At 65.3% G+C, this 19,581-nt stretch carries 22 protein-coding genes and 1 pseudogene; 13 read left to right on the top strand and 10 right to left on the bottom strand.

The genetic code is table 11. The features are described 5' to 3' along the window. Nucleotides 1-426 (bottom strand): annotated as a pseudogene (locus L6D77_RS26125) (copper oxidase); the annotation flags it as partial. Nucleotides 427-664: 238 nt separating this feature from the next. Here L6D77_RS26125 and L6D77_RS26120 point away from each other — a divergent pair. Beyond that, nucleotides 665-1,411: a sulfite exporter TauE/SafE family protein gene (locus L6D77_RS26120; RefSeq protein WP_232885067.1), complete on the top strand. Its 747-nt coding sequence runs from the start codon at nucleotides 665-667 to the stop codon at nucleotides 1,409-1,411. Nucleotides 1,412-1,528: 117 nt separating this feature from the next. After that, nucleotides 1,529-2,254, top strand: a complete 726-nt coding sequence (locus tag L6D77_RS26115; protein WP_232885066.1) for a hypothetical protein — start codon at nucleotides 1,529-1,531, stop codon at nucleotides 2,252-2,254. A gap of 22 nt (nucleotides 2,255-2,276) precedes the next feature. On the opposite strand, the gene L6D77_RS26110 is transcribed toward L6D77_RS26115, so the two are convergent. Beyond that, on the bottom strand, nucleotides 2,277-2,600 hold the full coding sequence (locus L6D77_RS26110; RefSeq protein ID WP_232885065.1) for a DUF2790 domain-containing protein: 324 nt from the start codon (nucleotides 2,598-2,600) through the stop codon (nucleotides 2,277-2,279). Nucleotides 2,601-2,705: 105 nt separating this feature from the next. Further along, entirely contained in the window at nucleotides 2,706-3,167 is a 462-nt protein-coding gene (locus L6D77_RS26105) for a PaaI family thioesterase (RefSeq protein ID WP_232885064.1), read from the bottom strand. 208 nt (nucleotides 3,168-3,375) lie between these two features. Between L6D77_RS26105 and L6D77_RS26100 the strand changes: the two genes are divergently transcribed. The 3 genes from L6D77_RS26100 (at nucleotide 3,376) to L6D77_RS26090 (ending at nucleotide 5,460) form a co-directional block, all read left to right on the top strand. Further along, nucleotides 3,376-3,621: a type II toxin-antitoxin system prevent-host-death family antitoxin gene (locus tag L6D77_RS26100; RefSeq protein ID WP_232885063.1), complete on the top strand. Its 246-nt coding sequence runs from the start codon at nucleotides 3,376-3,378 to the stop codon at nucleotides 3,619-3,621. Then, entirely contained in the window at nucleotides 3,611-3,892 is a 282-nt protein-coding gene (locus L6D77_RS26095) for a type II toxin-antitoxin system RelE family toxin (protein ID WP_236170203.1), read from the top strand. The genes L6D77_RS26100 and L6D77_RS26095 overlap by 11 nt, the downstream gene beginning before the upstream one ends. A 230-nt stretch (nucleotides 3,893-4,122) precedes the next feature. Further along, nucleotides 4,123-5,460, top strand: coding sequence for an OprD family porin (locus L6D77_RS26090; RefSeq protein ID WP_232885061.1), 1,338 nt, complete (start codon nucleotides 4,123-4,125; stop codon nucleotides 5,458-5,460). Between the two features lie 89 nt (nucleotides 5,461-5,549). On the opposite strand, the gene L6D77_RS26085 is transcribed toward L6D77_RS26090, so the two are convergent. From L6D77_RS26085 to L6D77_RS26075, 3 genes are all read right to left on the bottom strand, one after another. Further along, the gene (locus L6D77_RS26085; protein WP_232885060.1) at nucleotides 5,550-6,122 is read right to left on the bottom strand and encodes a ComF family protein; all 573 of its coding nucleotides are present in this window, start codon (nucleotides 6,120-6,122) and stop codon (nucleotides 5,550-5,552) included. Nucleotides 6,123-6,259: 137 nt separating this feature from the next. Beyond that, nucleotides 6,260-7,075 carry a protein phosphatase 2C domain-containing protein gene (locus L6D77_RS26080; protein ID WP_232885059.1) on the bottom strand — a complete coding sequence of 272 codons (816 nt, stop codon included), beginning with the start codon at nucleotides 7,073-7,075 and terminating at the stop codon, nucleotides 6,260-6,262. 93 nt (nucleotides 7,076-7,168) lie between these two features. After that, nucleotides 7,169-7,771 (bottom strand): hypothetical protein, encoded by a 603-nt coding sequence (locus tag L6D77_RS26075; protein WP_232885058.1) that lies wholly within the window; start codon nucleotides 7,769-7,771, stop codon nucleotides 7,169-7,171. A gap of 130 nt (nucleotides 7,772-7,901) precedes the next feature. Here L6D77_RS26075 and L6D77_RS26070 point away from each other — a divergent pair, with 130 nt between their 5' ends. From L6D77_RS26070 to L6D77_RS26050, 5 genes are all read left to right on the top strand, one after another. After that, the gene (locus L6D77_RS26070; RefSeq protein ID WP_232885057.1) at nucleotides 7,902-8,246 is read left to right on the top strand and encodes a VOC family protein; all 345 of its coding nucleotides are present in this window, start codon (nucleotides 7,902-7,904) and stop codon (nucleotides 8,244-8,246) included. A gap of 95 nt (nucleotides 8,247-8,341) precedes the next feature. Beyond that, nucleotides 8,342-9,175: an AraC family transcriptional regulator gene (locus L6D77_RS26065; RefSeq protein ID WP_232885056.1), complete on the top strand. Its 834-nt coding sequence runs from the start codon at nucleotides 8,342-8,344 to the stop codon at nucleotides 9,173-9,175. Between the two features lie 70 nt (nucleotides 9,176-9,245). Continuing rightward, nucleotides 9,246-9,725, top strand: coding sequence for a VOC family protein (locus tag L6D77_RS26060; protein WP_232885055.1), 480 nt, complete (start codon nucleotides 9,246-9,248; stop codon nucleotides 9,723-9,725). Nucleotides 9,726-9,826: 101 nt separating this feature from the next. Then, nucleotides 9,827-10,459 carry a hypothetical protein gene (locus L6D77_RS26055; RefSeq protein WP_232885054.1) on the top strand — a complete coding sequence of 211 codons (633 nt, stop codon included), beginning with the start codon at nucleotides 9,827-9,829 and terminating at the stop codon, nucleotides 10,457-10,459. Nucleotides 10,460-10,475: 16 nt separating this feature from the next. Continuing rightward, the gene (locus L6D77_RS26050; RefSeq protein ID WP_232885053.1) at nucleotides 10,476-11,093 is read left to right on the top strand and encodes a helix-turn-helix transcriptional regulator; all 618 of its coding nucleotides are present in this window, start codon (nucleotides 10,476-10,478) and stop codon (nucleotides 11,091-11,093) included. A 27-nt stretch (nucleotides 11,094-11,120) separates the two neighbouring features. Here the strand turns inward: L6D77_RS26050 and yddG are convergent, their stop codons facing one another. The 3 genes from yddG to L6D77_RS26035 all read right to left on the bottom strand — a co-directional run bounded on the left by yddG (nucleotide 11,121) and on the right by L6D77_RS26035 (nucleotide 14,161). Beyond that, complete coding sequence (gene yddG, locus L6D77_RS26045) at nucleotides 11,121-12,020, bottom strand: aromatic amino acid DMT transporter YddG (protein WP_269807686.1); 900 nt, start codon at nucleotides 12,018-12,020, stop codon at nucleotides 11,121-11,123. 78 nt (nucleotides 12,021-12,098) lie between these two features. Next, entirely contained in the window at nucleotides 12,099-12,950 is an 852-nt protein-coding gene (locus L6D77_RS26040) for a TIGR03915 family putative DNA repair protein (protein ID WP_232885052.1), read from the bottom strand. Further along, on the bottom strand, nucleotides 12,941-14,161 hold the full coding sequence (locus L6D77_RS26035) for a putative DNA modification/repair radical SAM protein (protein ID WP_232885051.1): 1,221 nt from the start codon (nucleotides 14,159-14,161) through the stop codon (nucleotides 12,941-12,943). Before L6D77_RS26035 ends, L6D77_RS26040 begins: the two co-directional genes overlap by 10 nt. A 182-nt stretch (nucleotides 14,162-14,343) precedes the next feature. On the opposite strand from L6D77_RS26035, the gene mqo reads away from it, so the two are divergent. Beyond that, complete coding sequence (gene mqo, locus L6D77_RS26030) at nucleotides 14,344-15,909, top strand: malate dehydrogenase (quinone) (protein ID WP_232885050.1); 1,566 nt, start codon at nucleotides 14,344-14,346, stop codon at nucleotides 15,907-15,909. Between the two features lie 69 nt (nucleotides 15,910-15,978). Continuing rightward, nucleotides 15,979-17,955, top strand: coding sequence for a hypothetical protein (locus tag L6D77_RS26025; RefSeq protein WP_232885049.1), 1,977 nt, complete (start codon nucleotides 15,979-15,981; stop codon nucleotides 17,953-17,955). Nucleotides 17,956-17,997: 42 nt separating this feature from the next. Here the strand turns inward: L6D77_RS26025 and L6D77_RS26020 are convergent, their stop codons facing one another. After that, a complete protein-coding gene (locus L6D77_RS26020) occupies nucleotides 17,998-18,486 on the bottom strand; it encodes a signal peptidase II (RefSeq protein WP_232885048.1) in 489 nt (162 codons plus the stop codon). 193 nt (nucleotides 18,487-18,679) lie between these two features. Between L6D77_RS26020 and L6D77_RS26015 the strand changes: the two genes are divergently transcribed. Continuing rightward, on the top strand, nucleotides 18,680-19,581 hold a 902-nt coding region (locus L6D77_RS26015), incomplete at its 3' end, for a class I SAM-dependent methyltransferase (RefSeq protein ID WP_236170202.1).

Genomic DNA, 19,581 nt, shown 5'->3' with positions numbered 1-19,581 from the left:
GTAGGGCGGGGTGGCCGGGTCGAGTTTCTCCGGGCCGAATTCTTCGAGCAGCAGCAGTTGCTGGGTGAACGGCTCGGCGCCGAACAACGGGCTGGGCTTGCCGTTGGTGGGGTACTTGCGCGAGGTTTGCTGCGCTGGCTGCAGCACGTTGTCGGTGGTTACCGTGGTGCGGTCGCCGTAAACCCCATTGCTCAGTTCCAGCGAGCCCTCGTTGGCTTCGGGCATGCTTTTCAGTGCTTCGAGCGCCGCCGCCGCGGCCACCGGGTCGGCAGGTGGGGGGCTGTAGGCGGAAGGGTCGCCGGGTGGTGGCTCGCTGACGTCGTCCAGTGATCCGGCCACTGCACCCACCAGCCCAAAGCTGAGCAGCAGCGCCGTGATTGAGGACAACCTGAACACCTGTAGGGATGTTGCTGCTGGTTTCTTCATTGCGGTATGCCCCGTGTTGTGCAACGGGCATCTGTTGCCCACCCTCGGGGGTGGCGCCGTGCCCTGTAGGTGGGATGAGCAACGGCTGTGCCAAAGGCAAAGTGGCCAAGGGCCAGATATTTCAAGATGTTGCAAAGAGTGCGAGCGCGATACGCTCAGGCTTTGCCGCAAACCTGGGGATAGTCACCCACTGATGGGTGGGGAATGCTGCCCCACTGGCCACCTGCATGGAGTATTCATGGACCCGCTGTTGCTGATCGCCCTGGGCGCTGTCGTTGCCGGTTTCGTCCAAGGCCTGTCAGGCTTTGCCTTCGGCATGGTGGCCATGTCGTTCTGGGCTTGGGGCCTTGAACCCCAGGCGGCGGCGGTGCTGACCGTGTTCGGCAGCCTCAGCGGCCAGTTGATCGCCGTGTTCAGTGTGCGCCGGGGGTTCAGCTGGGCCCTGCTGTGGCCCTTCGTGCTCGGCGGCCTGGCGGGTATCCCGCTGGGGGTGTGGGTGCTGCCATACCTGGACATGCTGTGGTTCAAGGCGGTGTTCGGCAGCCTGCTGGTGCTGTGGTGCCCGCTGATGCTGCTGGCGCCGCGCCTGCCCAGGCTGCGCGGCGGGCGCCTGGCCGATGGCGCGGTGGGCATGGTCGGGGGTGTACTGGGCGGCATCGGCGGTTTCACCGGCACCGTGCCTACGCTGTGGTGCACCTTGCGTGGTTTTGAGCGCGACACCCAGCGTGCGGTAATCCAGAACTTCAACCTTTCGATGCTGGCAGTGACCCTGCTCACCTATATCGGCAACGGCCTGGTGACTACGGCGCTGCTGCCGTCGTTTGCCGTGGTGGCGCTGGCGATGCTGCTGCCGACCCTGTTCGGCACCCGGTTGTACCTGGGCATCAGCGAGCTGGCGTTCCGGCGGATCGTGCTGGGGCTGCTGACCCTGTCCGGGGTGGCGATGCTGGTGGTGGCGGTGCCGGGGTTGCTGGGCAGAGGATGAGCCGGCCTTGCGAGCAAGTGGCCAGCCAAGGCAAACATGCCTTGCCCCGGCCTCGGCTTCTTGGCAACCTTGCCCGCCATTATCTGTCGCCAACCCTGCAGTACAAGGAACCCCAAGGTGATCTGGGAAAAAGTCGGTAAAGGCCTCGTGGGCCTGCTGGTCGTCGCGGTCGCCGCCGCCGCGCTCTACGCCCTGCTGCGCGATGACGATCGCCTCGAAGCGCACCTGACCTACGCCCACCTTACCTACCCGGGCCAGTTCAGTGAACGTATCAGCACGGCCAACGCGTTGCTCAAGTTCGAGCGCCTGCATGGGCTCGTCCGCGAGATCGGCAACGGCGCGCTCAGCGACCCGCAGGTCGACAAACTGGTGGAGTTGGCCCAGGCACCGTACCGGCAGCTGTTCGGCAAACCCTTCGAGGCGGGGCTGGTAGACCACCGCACCGGGCTGCTGATCGAACTGTTCAACCACCGTCAGCGCCCGCTGCAGGCCGTGCAGATCCGCCTGCCGGCCAAGGGCCTGGTGCAGATTCGCGACGCCGCCGGCAACGACACCTTGCTGGAGGCACCCACCAACCTCATCGAAATCCCCAGTATCGAAGCGGCGGGCGAGAGTTGGATATGGGTGTATTTCGACGCTGACTACTCGCAGATCCGCCAGGGCGGCATCAGCATCCGGCATGCCGACGGCAGCGCCGATATCCAGGTGTACCGCGAAGTGCTCGGTTTCCCGGCTCTGGTGGCGCGCTACAGCCTTGAGTTGATGGTGCTGCTGGGGGCGCTGCTGCTGGGTGTGCTGTGGCTGGGCTACCGCAGCCTGGCACAACGTCGCGTCAGCGCCTGAGACCAGGCGTGGCGCCAGCAGGTCATTTGTTGTTGATGCACTGCGACTGCATCACGTAGCGCACGGTGCGCAGGGTGCCCTGGCTGTCCTCGTAGGTCATCAGGCGGGGCACGACGCTGCAGTTGCGCGGGTCGGCCGACTGGCGCACCAGGTTGGCGACGTCCAGGCGCATGCCATAGCGGTAGTCGACGATCTCCGGCATGGGCTTGGCGCGTTCTGCCGCGTAGGCCGCCACGGCCTGCTGGTGGTCCTCCAGCAGCCGCTCGTTGGGCTGGGCGTTAAAGCCTGTGGCCTGGGCCGAGAGGGACAGCGCCAGCAGCGCGGCGGTCAGGGTCAGTCGTAGCATGGTGGGCCTCCGAAAGGGGTCAGGTTTCGAAGCCCAGGCTATCCAGCGCCAGCCAACAGGGGCATGACGCCAGGGTTACAGATGCGCAAGGTAAGGCCAGGCCCATTACCCTTGCTCGGCGGCACCCTGCAAGACCCCGCCCGGCGGCAGGGGGATGACCTTGTAGCAGGCCTTGCCGGTCGCCAGCAGGGTGCCGTCCTCGGCGTGCAGTTCACCGCTGGTGTAGTGCAGCGTGCCGGTGCGGCGGGTGACCCTGGCCACGCCGGCCAGGTGGCCAGGCAGGGCGGGGGCCAGCAAGCGGGTTTCGAGCCTGGCGCTCAGCGCCACCTCTTCAGGGCCGAGGGCGGCCAGTACCGCCGCGCCCATGCAGTCATCCAGCATGGCCCCGAGCATGCCGCCGTGGATGCACTGCAGCGGCGTGGTCAGTGAAGGCGAGGCATGAAAACGCACCCTCACCTGGCGTTTGTCCGGCTCATAGAAGATGAACTCCCAGCCCAGCAGCGAGGACGCGTGCGGGCAGGGGTGGTCGCCATTGGCAACCTTCCAGAACAGCGTGGCGCTTTGCATGGCGGGCACTCCCTTCGAGCTGGCAGCTGGCATGTTTCGGGAGGGTGCGGCATGTGTCTACTGATAGAAATGCCAGGTGACGGGGCAGGGAGTCTGCGTCATCGTGATGGGCTGACACTGTCTTTGGCTGACCAGGAGCAGCGATAGGGGCGACTTGAACAGGCTCAAGATAAAGACCAAAATCTGGTACTTCATTGAGGGCTGAATCATGCAGCACATCTTTGCCGACATCACTGTCAGCGTCTCGGAATTAAAGAAGAATCCCACGGCTGTCATGGCGGGTGCACAGGGGCAGCCGGTGGCCGTGCTCAATCATAATCGCGTCATGGGCTATATGGTGCCCGCTGAACTCTATGAGGCGATGATGGAGCAACTGGAAGACATCGAACTGGCGGAGCTGGTCAAGGCACGTGCCCACGAGAAGCCCGTGCCGGTGAAGTTGGATGACCTATGAACTCGAGTTTCTGCCCTCTGCGTTGAAGGAGTGGCAGAAGCTTGGCCATACCGTGCGTGAACAAGCCAAGAAGAAACTGCGTGAGCGGCTGGTACTGCCCTGGGTGCCAGCGGATGCGATGCGCGACTTGCCTAACCACTACAAGATCAAACTCAAGTCCTCAGGTTATCGACTGGTCTATCGGGTAGAGGATCAGCGCGTCGTTGTGCTGGTGGTGGCGATAGGCAAACGCGGGCGTGCGGCGGCGTATCGCTCCGCTTTGAAGCGTTGAAGCAAACCCTCCTGGCCCACAAGCCCCACCCACCCTGTCAACTCAGCATCTCAATACCGGGCACAAGCGCGCATGACGCAATTGTAATCCGCCCATCACCTTGCCGTTATCCGCCAGCAGCGAGCATCAGCCTCGGCCGAAGGGGCTGGGTGCATGCGCATCTGGCCAGACCAGGGACGCTCCAGCGCCGAGGCCGTACAACTACAACAGCCGCAGCGAAGGAGCATCGCATGAGAAACGGTCCGACACTTTCCCTGGCCGCCCTGGTGGCAATGGCCGGCCCCGCCGCCTGGGCCGGCGAAGCGCAGCAGGAGGGCTTCATCGAAGGCAGCCGCCTGAATGTGCTCAACCGCAATTTCTATTTCAACCGTGACCACCGCGACGGCCCGGCGCCGACCTACAACAGCGGCAAGGCCAGCGCCAATGGCTACTCCGAGGCCTGGGCCCACGCCATCATCACCCGCTTCGAGTCCGGCTTCACCGAGGGCACCGTGGGCGTGGGGCTGGATGCCTTCGCCATGCTCGGGCTGAAGCTCGACACCGGCGGTGGGCGCAATGGCGGGCGCAGCTCGTTCGATGTGCTGCCGGTGGACCGCGACGGCCAGGCCCGGGACGAATACAGCAAGGTCGGTGGCGCCGCCAAGCTGCGCCTTTACGACACCGTGCTACGGGTGGGTGATGTGTTCCCGGCCAACCCGGTGGTGGCCGCCGGCGACTCGCGCCTGCTGCCGGAGAGCTTTCGGGGCGTGACCGTGGAAAACACCAGCCTCAAGGGCCTGACCCTGCAGGGCGGGCGCCTGCACGCCATGAGCCAGCCGGTGTCCAGCGACCTGCACGACAACTTCGTGACCTTTTATGGCGGCCCGGTGGACTCGCCGTGGATCGCCTACGGCGGTGGCGACTACGCGATCAACGACTACGTCAGCGTCAGCCTGTTCGGCAGCCGCCTGAAGGATGTCTGGAACCAGTACTACGCCGGCACCAGCGTGACCTGGCCCCTCAGCGAAGAGTTGGCGCTGATCGGTGGGTTCAACTTCTACAACGCAAAGGACGAAGGCCGCCAGCGCCTCGGCCAGTTCGACAACGATATCTGGAGCGCCAAGCTCGGCGTGCGCTACGGCGCCCACACCCTGGCGCTCACCCACCAGCGCAACAACGGCGACGACGACTTCGACTACCTGCGCCAGTCCGACTCGATTTTCCTCGACAACTCCATCCAGTACAGCGACTTCAACTCGCCGAAGGAGCGCTCCTGGATGCTGCGCTACGACCTGAACATGGCGGCCTATGGCGTGCCGGGGTTGACCTTCATGACCCGCTACGGGCGTGGCAGCGACGCCGACTACAGCAACGCCAACGCCGTCTACATGCGCCGCGATGGCAACGGCGACCCACTCACCGACCAGAAGCGCTGGGAGCGCGACATCGAGGTCAAGTATGTGGTGCAGACTGGCGCGGCCAAGGACCTGTCGCTGCGGGTGCGCCAGGCCACCACCCGGGCCACGGCGTTCGAGTCGGACCTGGACGAGGTGCGGCTGATCGTCGAGTACCCGCTGTCGATTCTGTGACTACCCGAATTCACCTTTAGAAGCCCACGTGCTCCTTTGGTTACAGGTGAATGTTTTGGCGCCTCCGTGAGGCGCCTTTTTTTGCCTGTTCAGTGCCTGCGCGTCAGGGCGACCAGCGAAATGCTGCGGATGTTTGCGCATTCGCGCAGGGCGGTGCAGGCAGCCTGCAGCGAGGCACCGGTGTCGATCAGGTCGTCCAGCAGCAGCACATCGAAGGGGTGGCGCAAGGTGTCGTTGACGATGAAACAGCCGGCCAGTGCCTCGACCCGTTGTTGATAGTTGGCGAGGTCGGACATCATCGCGGTGTGCCAGGTTTTCAGCAAAAGCTGGTCGCTGTAGGTACTGCCCAATAGCTCCGCCGCCTGCCTGGCCACTTCGTGGACCGGCTGGCTGGGGCGCTGCCTGCTGGCAGGCATGGGGATGACCAGGTCGAAGCGTTGCCCGGCCAGCGCGGCGGCCACCGAACGGGCGAGGAAGGCGACCTGCTGGTAGTCGTCGCGGTACTTGAGCTGGAACAGCGCCTCGCCGATGTCGGTGCGCAGGATCTCGAACTGCATGTGACCCTGTGCATTCAGGCCGATGGGGGTGCTGAGCACGGTGTGCCTGTCGAGGCTGATGCCTTGGTCCCAGGGGCCGTGGGAAGGGAGGGGCTGGATCAGCATGGCGTGCTTCCTTGTGCATGAGTCGATAGGGCAGGTGTTTGTCCGCTGTGCTTGTAGTTCGCGGAAACATCTTGCGTCCGACTTTGCGCACAATCGACTTCATGCTTTCCGTTTTGCGTGTAGTCCTTTTCTGGGTCTCAGCCCACCCGCAACCAGATCGCCGACGCATCGTCACTCATCTTGAAGCGCGGGTAGCGCACGCAGGCGGCGTCTTGCTGCTCGATGTCGCGCAGGGTCCGGGCCAGGTCGGCGAGCCCATGGCTCAGCAGGCGGCTGATGAACGCTTCCGGGCCGTAGGCCTGGTAGGTGTCGAACAGCGCGGCAAAGCCGTCGCTCATCAGCAGTACATCGTCGCCCCTGGCCACTGGGGTGCGGCTGTAGCAGGTACCGGCGCGGGCCTGTTCGGGTTCGACACCCAGCACGGCCCGTGGCCGCTCGCGGGCGGCGCGGCGGTCGGCCAGTACCGCAGGTGTGCGCACACCGAAGGCACCGGTGCCCGGGCCCAAGGCGGCAGCTTCGGCGCGTTCGGCCTCGCGGTCGGGGGCCGGGGTGAGGAAGGCAACGCCCTGGGCGCTGCGGTGCAGCACCACACAGTCGGCCAGGTGCGCGCAGACCAGCTCGTCACCCTCCAGGGCCACGGCGGCGAAGGCCGCGCGGGGCAGCTCCCACGGGGCCAGCGGTTCGCGCTGACGGGCCTGTGCGTAGTCCCTGGCCAGGGTTTCGAATACCTGCTCGCAGACACCTTGCAACGGCCCGCCAGCGCCAGCGAAGGCACGCTGCGCCGCGCCCGCCAGCCAGGCCGCACCGCCGCGCTCGCCAAGCAGGCCGGCCGGGCCGAGGTCGGTGGCACCGTCGATGACCCAGGCGTGGCGTTCGGCGCAGCCGAGGCGGTCATCGTTGGGCACATCCGGCTTGCCGGCCAGGCTCAGGGTCTGGATCAGGTCGAAATGCATGGTGGTCTCCGCGTCAGGGTGGGGCTGGGTTGCTTTGTGCAGCACCGACCTTGAACGCTGCGGCGCCCGGCGTCAAACCTGGCGCCGGCCAGGTCATTTGGCCGACGGCTTGTCCCAGCAGTCGCTGTACAGCGCGCAGACCTTGTACTGGCGGTCCATCAGGGCCATGCGCTGCATGTGGTTTTTCAGCGTGACGATGGTGGCTTGGTTGTCGCTGGCGAAGTAGTTCATCAGGCGCTCGATCATGCGTTGGCTCCAGGCGTTGCCGGTGGTTTTGTCCAGGCTGTCGGGCGCGGTGGCCAGGCGTTGCAGGGTCTGGTCGTCGGCGCGGCTGAGCTGGTCGGTGTAGACGGCGATGTAGGCGGCGCGCCCGATGACCTTCTGTTGTTGCATGTCGGCGCGGAACGTATCGAGGTTCTGTTTGTACAGTGCCCAATAGTCATCCGGCAGAGGCAGGTTGCGCTCTTTGCGCAGCTTGGCCACGGTCTCGTCGCTGCTCGGGTTGGTCGTCGGTTTGGCTTGGTTCTTGACCAGAGGGTCCTGGGCCAGGGTCTGTTCGATCCATTGGCTGCGTTGCGCAGTATCGGGCAGCACGGGACCAAGCGGTGGAGCGGGGGGCTGCGGGGCGGTGGCACAGGCACCGAGCAGCAGCGTGGCGACCAGGGTCAGCATGGCCGGGATGGAGCGCGACAACATGAATCCTCCTTGATAGGGCAGGTGGTAGGTGAGGCATTGTGCCAGTGTCGCTGCCCGCTGCCAGCCCTTGTCGCCTGGGCTGCTAACGGTGATGATCCGCTCTCCAAGGACCTACATCGACGAGGCCAGCATGCCCATCGCCCTGCTTCTGCGTTGCCCCGATCTGGAACGCACACGTGCCTTCTACCGCGATGTGCTCGGCTTCAACGTCAGCGACAGCGCGCAGTCGACCCTCACTGCACGCCTGCTGGACTGTACGCTGGTGTTCACCCAAGAGGACCTGTGGCAGCAGCCGGTGGCTTGCTCCGGCACCTTTTACCTGATCATAGAGGACGTCGAGGGTTACTTTGCCCAAGTCAAAGGGCAAGCCGACATCGCCTGGCCGTTGCAGGACATGGCGCACGGCTCGCGGGAGTTCGCGGTGCGCGACTGCAACGGTTACCACCTGGCCTTCAGTCAGCAGCAGGCTCGCTGAAACAGGCCACGATGGCCTGCGTCCAGGCGCAAGAACGATCAAGTCGTCCGCCAACACCCTTGGTAGTGTGGCTGCGCTGACTGAGGAGCAAAGGAATGCGAAGCATCGAACACGTCCTGTGGTACATCGAGACGGCCCTGGACACTGACCTGGACCTGGGCCGTGTCGCCCGGCATTTCGGCTTGTCGCCGTTTGCCCTGGCCCGGCAGTTCGCCGCCGCCACCGGTTGGCCGGTGATGCGCTATGTGCGGGCCCGGCGCCTGAGCCGTGCCGCGCAAGCCCTGCGCAGCGGCAGCCCGGACATCCTTGAAGTCGCGCTGACGGCCGGCTACAGCTCCCACGAAGCGTTCACCCGGGCCTTTTGCGAGCTGTTCGGCATGCCGCCGAGCCAGCTGCGCGGCCAGGCCCACGACCCCTCTGCCTTGCTGGAGCCCCTGCGCATGAAAACACTCGACTTCATCCCGCTTGCCGAACCGCGTTTCGAACACCGCGATGCCTTCATCATCGCTGGCCTCGGCGGGCGCTTCACCTTCGAACGCAACGAGGGCATCCCCGGCCTGTGGCAAGCCTTCGACCCTTACGTGGGGCGGGTGCCGGGCCAGGTCGGCGATGCCACCTACGGGGTGTGCTGCAACCCCGGTGATGACGGCAGCTTCGAATACATCGCCGGGGTCGAGGTGGCCGGCAGCCGCGACCTGCCGCCGAACTTCAGCCATTTCCGGCTGGCGGCGAGGGAGTATGCGGTGTTCCGCCACCAGGGCCATGTGTCGATGATCCACCAGACGGTCTACACCGTGTTCAACCAGTGGTTGCCCGCCTCCGGGTACCAGGCCGCCGATGCGCCGGAATTCGAGCTGTACAGTGCCGACTTTGACCCGCTGCACGGTGGCGGTTACGTCGACCTGTGGATCCCCCTGGCTGGCCGCTGATCGCGCACCGCCGGTGCCGCAGGGCAGGAGGGCTAGACTCGTGGGACCTTGTGCCCCGGGAGCCCCGACCATGACCCCGAAGAACAGCATCTGCCTCTGGTTCGACCATGACGCCGAAGAGGCCGCGAACTTCTATGCCCAAACCTTCCCAGACAGCCAGGTGAACGCCGTACACCTGGCGCCCGGCGACTACCCATCGGGCAAGCAGGGCGATGTGATCACCGTCGAGTTCACGGTGATGGGCATCCCCTGCATCGGCCTCAACGGTGGCAAGGCGTTCAGCCACAGCGAGGCGTTCTCGTTCCAGGTGGCCACCGACAGCCAGGAGGAGACCGATCGTTACTGGAACGCCATCGTCGGCAACGGCGGCCAGGAGAGTGTCTGTGGCTGGTGCAAGGACAAGTGGGGGCTGTCGTGGCAGATCAGCCCGCGTGTGCTGACCCAGGCCGTTGCCGGCAGTGACCGGGCGGCGGCCAAGCGGGCCTGGGAGGCGATGATGGACATGGGCAAGATCGACATCGCAACCATCGAGAAAGCCATCAAGGGATGAGCGCTGGACCATTGGTCCGATTGCCGCTCGCGGGTCAATAAAAACATATTTTGATGCTTAAATTACCCTTGTTGGGGGTCATCCACTTCGAGGGTGTCGTCATGAACATCAAGATTGCAGCATTGCTGTTGCTCGCCTTGTGCGCGCAGCCGGCATTCAACCAGACCCTGGCCAGCACCGATGCGCCTGCCGTGGAACCTGTGGCGCTGAGCACGCGCCTGGCGCTGCGCGATTTGTGGGTCGAGCATGTGTTCTGGGTGCGCAACTACGCCGTTGCCAACCAGGCCGGCAACCAGGCCCAGGCCGACACGGCAGCCAGGCAGGTGGTGAGCAACGCCACCACCATCGCCAACAGCCTGGCGCCCTTGTATGGGCAGCCGGCGGCTGACCAGATGCTCAAGCTGCTGGCCGGGCACTGGGGCGCGGTCAAGCATTACAGCGATGCCACCGTGGCCAGGGACAAGGCCGGGCAGCAGGCGGCGGTCAACGAGCTGTCGGGCAATGCCAAGGCCATCGCGGGGTTCCTGGCCAAGGCCAATCCGTATTTGCCCGAGCCGACCTTGCTGACCCTGCTCAGCGCCCACGGCGGCCACCATGTGGCGCAGATCGACCAGCTGGCCGCCCGTGACTACGCGGGCGAAGCACAGACCTGGCAGATGATGCACCAACACATGCTGGTGCTGGCCGACGCCCTGGCCGGGGCGTTGGCCAAACAGTTCCCCGACAAGTTCTGAACAGGAGCCTGTGCCAATGCTGGAAGGATTGGGTCGTACCCAGCGTGACCTGCTTTACGCGCTGCTGCACCAGCCGGCGGGCATGAGCATCGATGACCTGGCCCAGGCGCTGGCGATCACCCGTACCGCGGTGCGCCAGCACCTGGCGGCGCTGGAGCGCGACGGCCTGGTGCAGCGCGGTGCCACCCGGCCCACCGGGCGCCGGCCGGAGCAGTTGCACCAGCTCACCGAACAGGCCCGCGAGCTGTTCCCGCGCCAATACCCGCTGCTGGCCAACCTGCTGATCGACGAGGTCGCCGGCTTGCTTGGCCACGACGCGCTGCTGGCGTTGCTGCGTGGCCTGGGTCGCAAGCTGGCTGCGGACCTTGAGCATGAGGTCGTCGATGAGGCGCGGATCGTGCAGCACATGAACCAGGCCGGCTATGAGGCAGCGGTGTTTTTTCGCACGTCCGGTGAGCCGGAAATCGTCGCCCACAACTGCGTGTTCCATCACCTGGCCAAGGTGCACCCGTCGGTCTGCGAGCTGGACCTGGCGCTGATCGGCGCCCTGGGCGGCGGCGAGGCGCAGCACCTGGAATGCATGCTGCGCGGTGGGCAGGTGTGCCGTTTCGCTGTCAAACCTGGCGCCACCTGAAGCGTCACGAGGCCGCTCCTACAGGGGTTAGGCGACAGAGCGGGGCTGGCGGGTCGCCTGCCAGCACAGCAAAGAACCCAGGGTGACCAGCAGCGCGCCCTGCCAGAACTGCAGGGCCAGGTGCGCACCGAGCCACAGCGCGGCAAACGCCGACGACAGCACCGGGGCGAAGTACGAGGCGGTGGCCAGCAGGGTCAGGTTGCCGCGCAGGATGCCCAGGTTCCACAACGCGTAGCCACCGGCCATGGCCAGGCCCGCGGCGAGCAGTTCCAGGGCGCTGCCGGTGGTGACGGCCGGCAGGGTCTCCTGGCTGAAGGCGTACTTCAGCCACAACACCCCAGCGGTGAGCAGGAAGAACAGCGTCACATGGTTCTGCCCGTCGGCGTAGCGGCGGGTGACGTTGCAGTACAGCGCGAAGCTGACCGCGCAGGTGGCCGCCAGGCCATAGCCGAGGGGGTTGGAGCGGACATTGGCGAGCACGCTGTGCAGCGCCAGGCCGTCGCTGCCGACCACCCAGAGGATGCCCAGTAGCGCCAGTGCCGTGCCGGGCACGATGTACCAGCGCGCCGGTTGGCGGTTCATCACGATCGCCAGCAGCACGGTCAGGCTCGGCCACAGGTAATTGACCACCATCAGCTGGATCGCCTGGGTGCTGTCCAGGGCGTAACCCAAAGCCAGCGACAGGCAGATTTCGTAGGTGACGAACAGTGCCGAGCCCGTCACCAGGTAGAAGGGCGAAGCCTTGCGCAGGCGAGGACGGCCCAGCAACAGCAGCAACAGCAGCGCACCGAGGGTATAGATCAATGCCGCGCCGCCAATGGCGCCGAAATGCTGGCTGACACTGCGGATCAGGCCCGAGGCGGTGCTCCACAGCAGGATGGCGGCGAGGCCGCAGAGGGTGGCGTTGCGGCCGGTGATCCTGGCCATGGTTGGTCTCGCTCGGAAAAAGCGCGAAGTCTAACCGGGTAGACAGTTTGTATACAAGAGTGGCGGGGAACGCTTCGTTCAGCGGCTTTGACTGGGCTGTGCAGCGATGCGTTTGCCTTCCTGCAACCCCACCTCCAGCGCCTGGCCGTCCCGCTGTTTGCCGTGGCGCGCCTGGCCGACCAATTGCGGAATCAGCGGCCCTTCCGGCAGGTGGCGCCAGAACCGCCCGGGCAGGTGCTGGCGCAAGGCGTCGGGGTTGAGCCGGGCCGGGTTGAAGGTGTGGCGGTAATAGGTCAACCACAGCTCGGCGTCGGGGTCTTCGGCAGTGCGTGCCCAGTGCTGCCAGGCCTCGGGGCAGCGCCGTTGGTAATCGAATGCAGCGCCGTCGTAGCGGACGCCGTCGCGTGGGGTGGCGATCAGCCAGCGCTGGCGCCCCAGGCGCTCGGCAAAGTGGCCGCTGGCGCTGTCGAGGATGTCATGGGCCGGTTCGTGGTAGGCCACCAGGTCCAGTTGCAGGTGTTCGGCCAGTGCTGCGGGCAGTGGCACGAAGCGCACGAAGGCATGCAGGTGGTGGGCCTCCCGGCCGACCTGCTTGATGCGCCGTTGCAACTCGCTGCCCAGGCGGTCGCCGGCGAGCATGGCGGTGCGGTCGCCATGGGCGACGCGCCAGAGCACTTCGTACAAGAGGTTCCAGCGCTGCTCACCCCGGTAGCGCCCGGCCTGCTCCAGCTGGGCCAGCAAGGCCGCTGGCACGCGGGCACGGAACGGGCCGGGGCCCTCGGGCAGCGCCGCCGGTATGGCCAGCAAGTCGTCCATAGGGCCCTGGCCCCAGGTCACTTCGGCCGGGTCGATGCCGTGGCCCAGCAGGCGTCTGGCCTGGTCGCGCCAGGTAGCGAAGCAGTCGTCGCAGTCGAGCGCGATCATCCCCACAAGCCCATCTGCACGGGGGCTTGGGGTTCGCGCAGGCGCTCGCGCAACAGCCCGCTGCGCAGTTCGGCCTGGGCCGGCCGGTAGTCGCTGGTGACGATGAACGGGCGCGCTTTTTCCAGCACGCAGCGCAGCTGGATCAGGTCGTCATAGCGGATCCGCCGTTCGCGGCGCAGGGCCACCATGCGTTGCACGCTGCGCAGGCCGATGCCGGGGATACGTGCCAGCAGCGCCGGTTCTGCGCGGTTGACGTCGAGCGGGAACACCTCGCGGTTGGCCAGCGCCCAGGCCAGTTTCGGGTCGATGTCCAGCGCCAGGTTGGCATTTGCTCCAAGCAGCTCGCCGGCCTTGTAGCCGTAGCCGCGCAGCAGGAAGTCGGCCTGGTACAGGCGGTGCTCGCGCAGCAGCGGCGGGGCGGCCAGGGGCACGCTGGCGGGGCTGTCGGGGATCGGGCTGAAGGCCGAGTAGTACACGCGCTTGAGGCCGTAGCCCTGGTACAGCGATTCGGCATTGCGCAGCAGGGTACTGTCGTCGGTGGCGTCGGCGCCGACGATCACCTGGGTGCTCTGCCCGGCGGGGGTGAAGCGCGGCGCCCGGGGCTCGTTGGCCACCGCTTGCTGGCCCTGGTGGATCACGCCCATGGCCTGGCGGATGGTGCTGGCCTGCTTTTCCGGGGCCAGGCGCTGGAGGCTGGCGTCGGTGGGCAGCTCGATGTTGACGCTGAGCCGGTCGGCCAGGCGCCCGGCTTCCTCGATCAGCAGCGGGTCGGCATCGGGGATGGTCTTGAGGTGGATGTAGCCACGGAAGTGGTGCTCCTCGCGCAGCAGCCGCGCCACTCGGATCAGCTGCTCCATGGTGTAGTCGGCCGAGCGGATGATCCCGGAGCTGAGGAACAGCCCGCTGATGCAGTTGCGCCGGTAGAAGTCGAGGGTCAGGCGCACCACTTCCTCGGGGCTGAAGCGCGCCCGCGGCACATTGCTGGAGCGGCGGTTGACGCAGTATTGGCAGTCGTACAGGCAGAAGTTGGTCAGCAACACCTTGAGCAGCGACACACAACGGCCGTCGGGGGTGTAGCTGTGGCAGATGCCCATGCCGTCGGTGGCGCCCAGCCCGTCGCGGCCACGCGAACCACGCTTGGGCGCGCCGCTGCTGGCACAGGAGGCGTCGTATTTGGCGGCGTCGGCGAGGATGCCGAGTTTGGCGATGAGCTGCATGGGATGGTCCGGAACACTGAATATTCATACAGTATTTCGGGATTGAGCTGATGGCAAGTGCCTATCGCCGGTGAGTCGCGACGGCGAACCGCACACAGGCGCAGCCCTACCCGACTGTTTTAGTCGGCTAAGCTTCATTTCAGTTTGTTTCAGGCTCACGACTCTCATTGAAGGATGCGCACATGAAGATCGTCGGTAAATCCCCGTGGGCCCTGGCAGCCCTGTGCCTGGCCATGGGCCTGGCAACTGCCCAGGCCGCCGAAAGCAAGAAGGTCGATGTGATGCTGGTGGGTGGCGGCATCATGAGTTCCACCCTCGCCATCTGGCTCAACGAACTGGAGCCGGGCTGGTCGATGGAGATGGTCGAGCGCCTGGACAAGGTCGCCGAAGAGAGCTCCAACGGCTGGAACAACGCCGGCACCGGGCACTCGGCGCTGGCCGAGCTCAACTACACGCCGGAAAAAGACGGCAAGATCGACATCAGCAAGGCGGTGGAGATCAACGAGTCGTTCCAGATCACCCGGCAGTTCCTCGCCTGGCAGGTGAAGCAGGGGGTGTTGAAGAACCCGCGCTCGTTCATCAACACCACCCCGCACATGAGTTTCGTCTGGGGCGACGACAACATCCGCTTCCTGCGCAAGCGCTACGAGGCGCTGCAGGCCAGCCCGCTGTTCAAGCCCATGCAGTATTCCGAAGACCACGCGCAAATCGCCAAATGGGTGCCGCTGATGATGGAAGGGCGCGACCCCAACCAGAAGCTGGCGGTGACCTGGACGCCGATCGGCACCGACGTCAACTTTGGCGAGATCACCCGCCAGTACGTGGGCTACCTGCAGACCCGGCCGAACTTCGACCTGAAGCTGTCCACCGAGGTCGAGAACATCACCCGCAACGACGACGGCAGCTGGCACGTCGAGTACAAGAGCCTCAAGGACGGCAGCACGGCCGCCACCGACGCCAAGTTCCTGTTCATCGGTGCCGGCGGCGCCGCACTGCCGTTGCTGCAGAAGTCCGGCATCGACGAGGCCAAGGACTATGCCGGCTTCCCGGTGGGTGGCTCGTTCCTGGTCACCGACAACCCGGCCATCGCCCAGCGTCACATGGCCAAGGCCTATGGCATCGCCGCCACCGGTGCACCGCCGATGTCGGTGCCGCACCTGGATACCCGGGTGCTCGATGGCAAGCGGATGATCCTGTTCGGGCCGTTCGCCACCTTCTCCACCAAGTTCCTCAAGCAGGGGTCGCTGCTGGACCTGCTGGGCAGCACCACCATCCATAACACCTGGCCCATGGTGCGGGTGGGGGTACGCGAGTTCGACCTGGTGCAGTACCTGATCGGCCAGGTACTGCAGTCCGACGACGACCGCTTTGCCGCGCTGCAGACCTATTTCCCCGAGGCCAAGCCTGCGGACTGGCGCCTGTGGCAGGCCGGGCAGCGGGTGCAGATCATCAAGAAGGACGAGAGCCAGGGTGGTGTGCTCAAGCTGGGGACCGAGATCGTCACCGCCAAGGACGGCAGCATCGCCGGGCTGCTGGGCGCTTCGCCGGGGGCCTCGACCGCGCCGCCGATCATGCTCGACCTGCTGGGCAAGGTGTTCAAGGACAAGCTGGCCACGCCCGAATGGCAGGCCAAGGTCAGGCAGATCATCCCGTCGTATGGCATCCGCCTGAACGAGCACCCGGACAAGGTGCAGGAAGAGTGGGACTACACCAGCGAAGTGCTGCAGCTGGCGCCGCCGCAGCCTTGAGCAGGCGCGGCTTTACGCTGCGGGTTCTGGCAGGCACAGTCGAGGGTTTACAGGGAGTGACCTTCGACCATGTCGTTCATTCAGCGGGTGCGCAGTAACGCCGTATCACGTCCGAACCAGCGCAGTTTCAACCTTCAAGACTGGCGTTGTGACGCCGAGCGGTCGGCACAAGGAGCCCACTGCCACAACTTGCGACAGGCCGGCGAGTGGTTTCACGCCGCGTTCGCAACGGTGCGCCAGCAATTGTCATTCGTCACCGACAAGAGCCTCAGCCGTCAGCACAAGCTTCGCGCCCTGGTGGCACATGCCAACTTCAATGCCATGCGCTACGACGAAACGGTGCGCGCGTTCGCCCGTCAGGATGTCTCGCAGGATGCCTTCCTGGGGCAGATCGTGCCGCGGATCAGCGATGGGCATGGGCAGGAACACGTACTCGACGAAGTGCTGTTATCCGATATAGATGGGCTCGCACTGCCGTTGCGCGTCCTGCTGGCACAGCGCGAGGACGCTGTGGCGGCGGGCAGTGCCGGACAACCTGTGGATTTTGAGCGGCTGCGCCGGGACTACCAGTTGGGTACGTGCTATCAGGTCCTGGAGTACCACTGGCAGGACTGCCTTTGGAACGACTATCACATCCGCCTGGACGATACCGCGACCTTTTCCCCCTCTGACGAGGCCATCGTTCGCTGGCGGGTCATCGGGCAGTTCCGACGAGATGTGCTGCAGCAGGCGATGACCCAGGCCTGGGTGCGCGACTTTCATCTGCGCCGTACTACCAGCACTCACAGCCAACTGGGGATTCCACGGCCGATTGCTGCCGTGTGCGCAGAGGGGGAAAGCCAGGTTTATCCGTTGTGCGAGGAGGCTGAGGTGCGACGCTCTTCTTGCGAGATGTTCCAGCTTTTGCAGGAAGCTGTGGAACCTTACTACCAGTCACTTTCCACGTTCCAGTGCGAGCGCCTGCAAGGCGGGACCCTGCTGGATGTGATCAAGTGCTGGGCGGTGGTCGCGAGCCTGGCGCGCCTGCTGCTTGACTCGCCACCCGGGCAAGGCACCGATGCAGGCAAATGGTTCCTGAGCGCAGGTGCGCCGCAGGTTCGTCGTGGTGCATTGATCGACGCGGTAGCAGAGTCGCTGCGGTTGACCCGGGAGCGTGCTTCGGCCCTGGTGGACTTCTTGACCTTTGACGTACGGGCTAAGGATGCCCAGCAGTGCGAGCCCTGGACGCAGCCGATGATCGGCGTTGGTGACGATCACCTGCTGCTGCTGTTTGCACCTTTGCTGTGGGGGGCGACGCGGCGCAACGTTAATATCTGGTTGCGGCAGATGGGGGCTGACCTGGCCCAGCGGGGTCATGCCTTTGAGCGCTACGTGCGGGAAATGCTTGGTGTCGCGGCGCATCGATCGCCAATCGGGGCCTCGGTCAAGGTGCTGGGGCACGCCTTGAAGTTCAACCTGCCGGCTACTGCCGAACTGCGCTACGAAGACATCGACCTGCTGATGCTGATCGGTGAAACCTTGGTGGTGGCCGAGGTCAAATGCTTCCTGCAACCGGCCGAACCTGCCGAAACGCACCATCATCGCAACAAAGTCATCGAAGCCAGCAAGCAACTCGAGCGTAAGGTCCGGACGATCGCAGCCCATGACAAGTCGTTCAGGAAGCAATGCCTCAAGCGCAACTTCAAGTTGCCTGAGACGTTTCACGTGCAACCGTTACTGATCCTCAATGGACCGGCCCATTGTGGCTTGCCCCTGGGCCGGATTCCTGTCGTCGATATGAATATCATGCTGGCTTTCTTCCAGGGCTCAATCCGCCAGAACATCGTGTCGAGCGTGGCAGAGGGGGTGCTGTCCGCGCAACTACTGCACCTGTTCGACAATGTTCAGCAGGCTCAGGCCCGGCTGTCCGACTACTTGATGAACCCTCCGCAACTGGCAGCCTACCGGGATGCCGTCGTGCGGCGGCGGTCAACCATACCTGACGTCATCGAGGGGCTGGGCGAGGTGCATTTCGACTTCTACGAAGTCGATCATGCACCCGGTTGAAGTGACGCAGGAATGGCTGACAGGCTCCGCAGGGTGTGTCGGTCAGCCCTTGACTGGCCGGGTCAGTGCATCCACCAGCAGCACCGCCGCCCCAGCCATGATGGCGATATCCGCCAGGTTGAACACGCCGGTGTGCAGCGTCCCGATGTTGAGCACCAGGTAGTCGACCACATGGCCGTCGCGAAACACCCGGTCGATCAGGTTGGAAAAGCCGCCCACGGCGATGAACCACGCGGCGAAGGCCTTGATCGGCGCCGCCTGCCATTGCCTGAACGCCCAGACGCTGGCCCAGCAGCATACCGCACCCACGGCGACCACGAAGATCAGCTGCTTGAGCAGCACTGGCATGCCGGCCCCCAGGCTGAGGAAGGCGCCGGGGTTGAGGCTCAGGGCCAGGTCCAGCCAGACGTTCTGGTTGCCCAGGACATAGCTGTGGTTGTCGAGGGCCACGAGGGCGATCAGTTTCACCCACTGGTCAATGATGATGAAAGCAATGCCCAGGACAAGGACGAGGGTACGGCTGGAAAACATGGTGGCAATTCCTTTGCTGCGCGGGTGCGGCCGTCCGGAAGTGGCGGGTGTGCCGGCAGCGCGGCGAAGATAGCGCAGGCGGGTCTAGACTTAAAGCCCGGGCCCGCGTCTGCTGCGGGCCTATCATCGATCCGACCACCGCCCCGGACCGGACGTCGCCGACGGTGGCCTTCTGAGCAGAGGAGGTCAGGTCATGGACGAGGCAAGGCTTCACGAATTCATGGGCAAGCTGGTGGGCGACATGGGCGCTGCGGCGACCCTGGCCAACGTGGTGCTGGGCGACGAGCTCGGCCTGTACCGGGCGATGGCCGACAGCCAGCCGGTCACCCCTGAAGTGCTCGCCGAGCGCACCGGATGCCAGCCCCGGCTGGTGCGCGAATGGCTCAATGGCCAGGCTGCGGCGGGTTATGTGGTGCACGATCACGGCCATTTCACCCTGCCTGAAGAACAGGCCATGACCCTGGCGCTGGAAGACTCGCCGGCCTACATGGCCGGCGGCGCGGCGGTGCTGGCGGCACTGTTCCACGACAAGGACAAGTTGGTGAAGGCCATGCGCGGCGATGGCGCGCTGGCCTGGGGTGACCACCACCCGTGCATGTTCAGTGGCACCGAGCGGTTCTTCCGCCCGGGTTATCGCACCTTCCTGGTGGCCGATTGGCTGCCGGCGCTGGAGGGCGTGGTGGCCAAGCTGCAGGCCGGCGCGCAGGTGGCGGATGTGGGGTGCGGTCATGGCGCCTCGACCATCGTCATGGCCCAGGCGTTTCCACAGTCGCATTTTGTCGGCTATGACTATCACGCGCCGTCGGTGGCCACCGCCACTGAGCGGGCACGGGACGCCGGTGTGGGCGGGCAGGTGAGCTTCCAGCAGGCGTCGGCCAAGGACTACCCCGGCCACGACCTGGATCTGGTGTGCTTCTTCGATTGCCTGCATGACATGGGCGACCCGGTGGGCGCGGCGCGGCATGCGTACAAGGCACTGAAGGCGGATGGCACGGTGATGCTGGTCGAGCCGTTCGCCGAGGACAGCCTGGACGCCAATATCAACCCGGTGGGGCGGCTGTTCTACGCGGCGTCGACGTTTATTTGCACGCCCAA

Source organism: Pseudomonas parasichuanensis (genome assembly GCF_021601385.1).
Classification (GTDB): domain Bacteria; phylum Pseudomonadota; class Gammaproteobacteria; order Pseudomonadales; family Pseudomonadaceae; genus Aquipseudomonas; species Aquipseudomonas parasichuanensis.
This window is presented reverse-complemented; position numbering and strand designations above follow the sequence as displayed.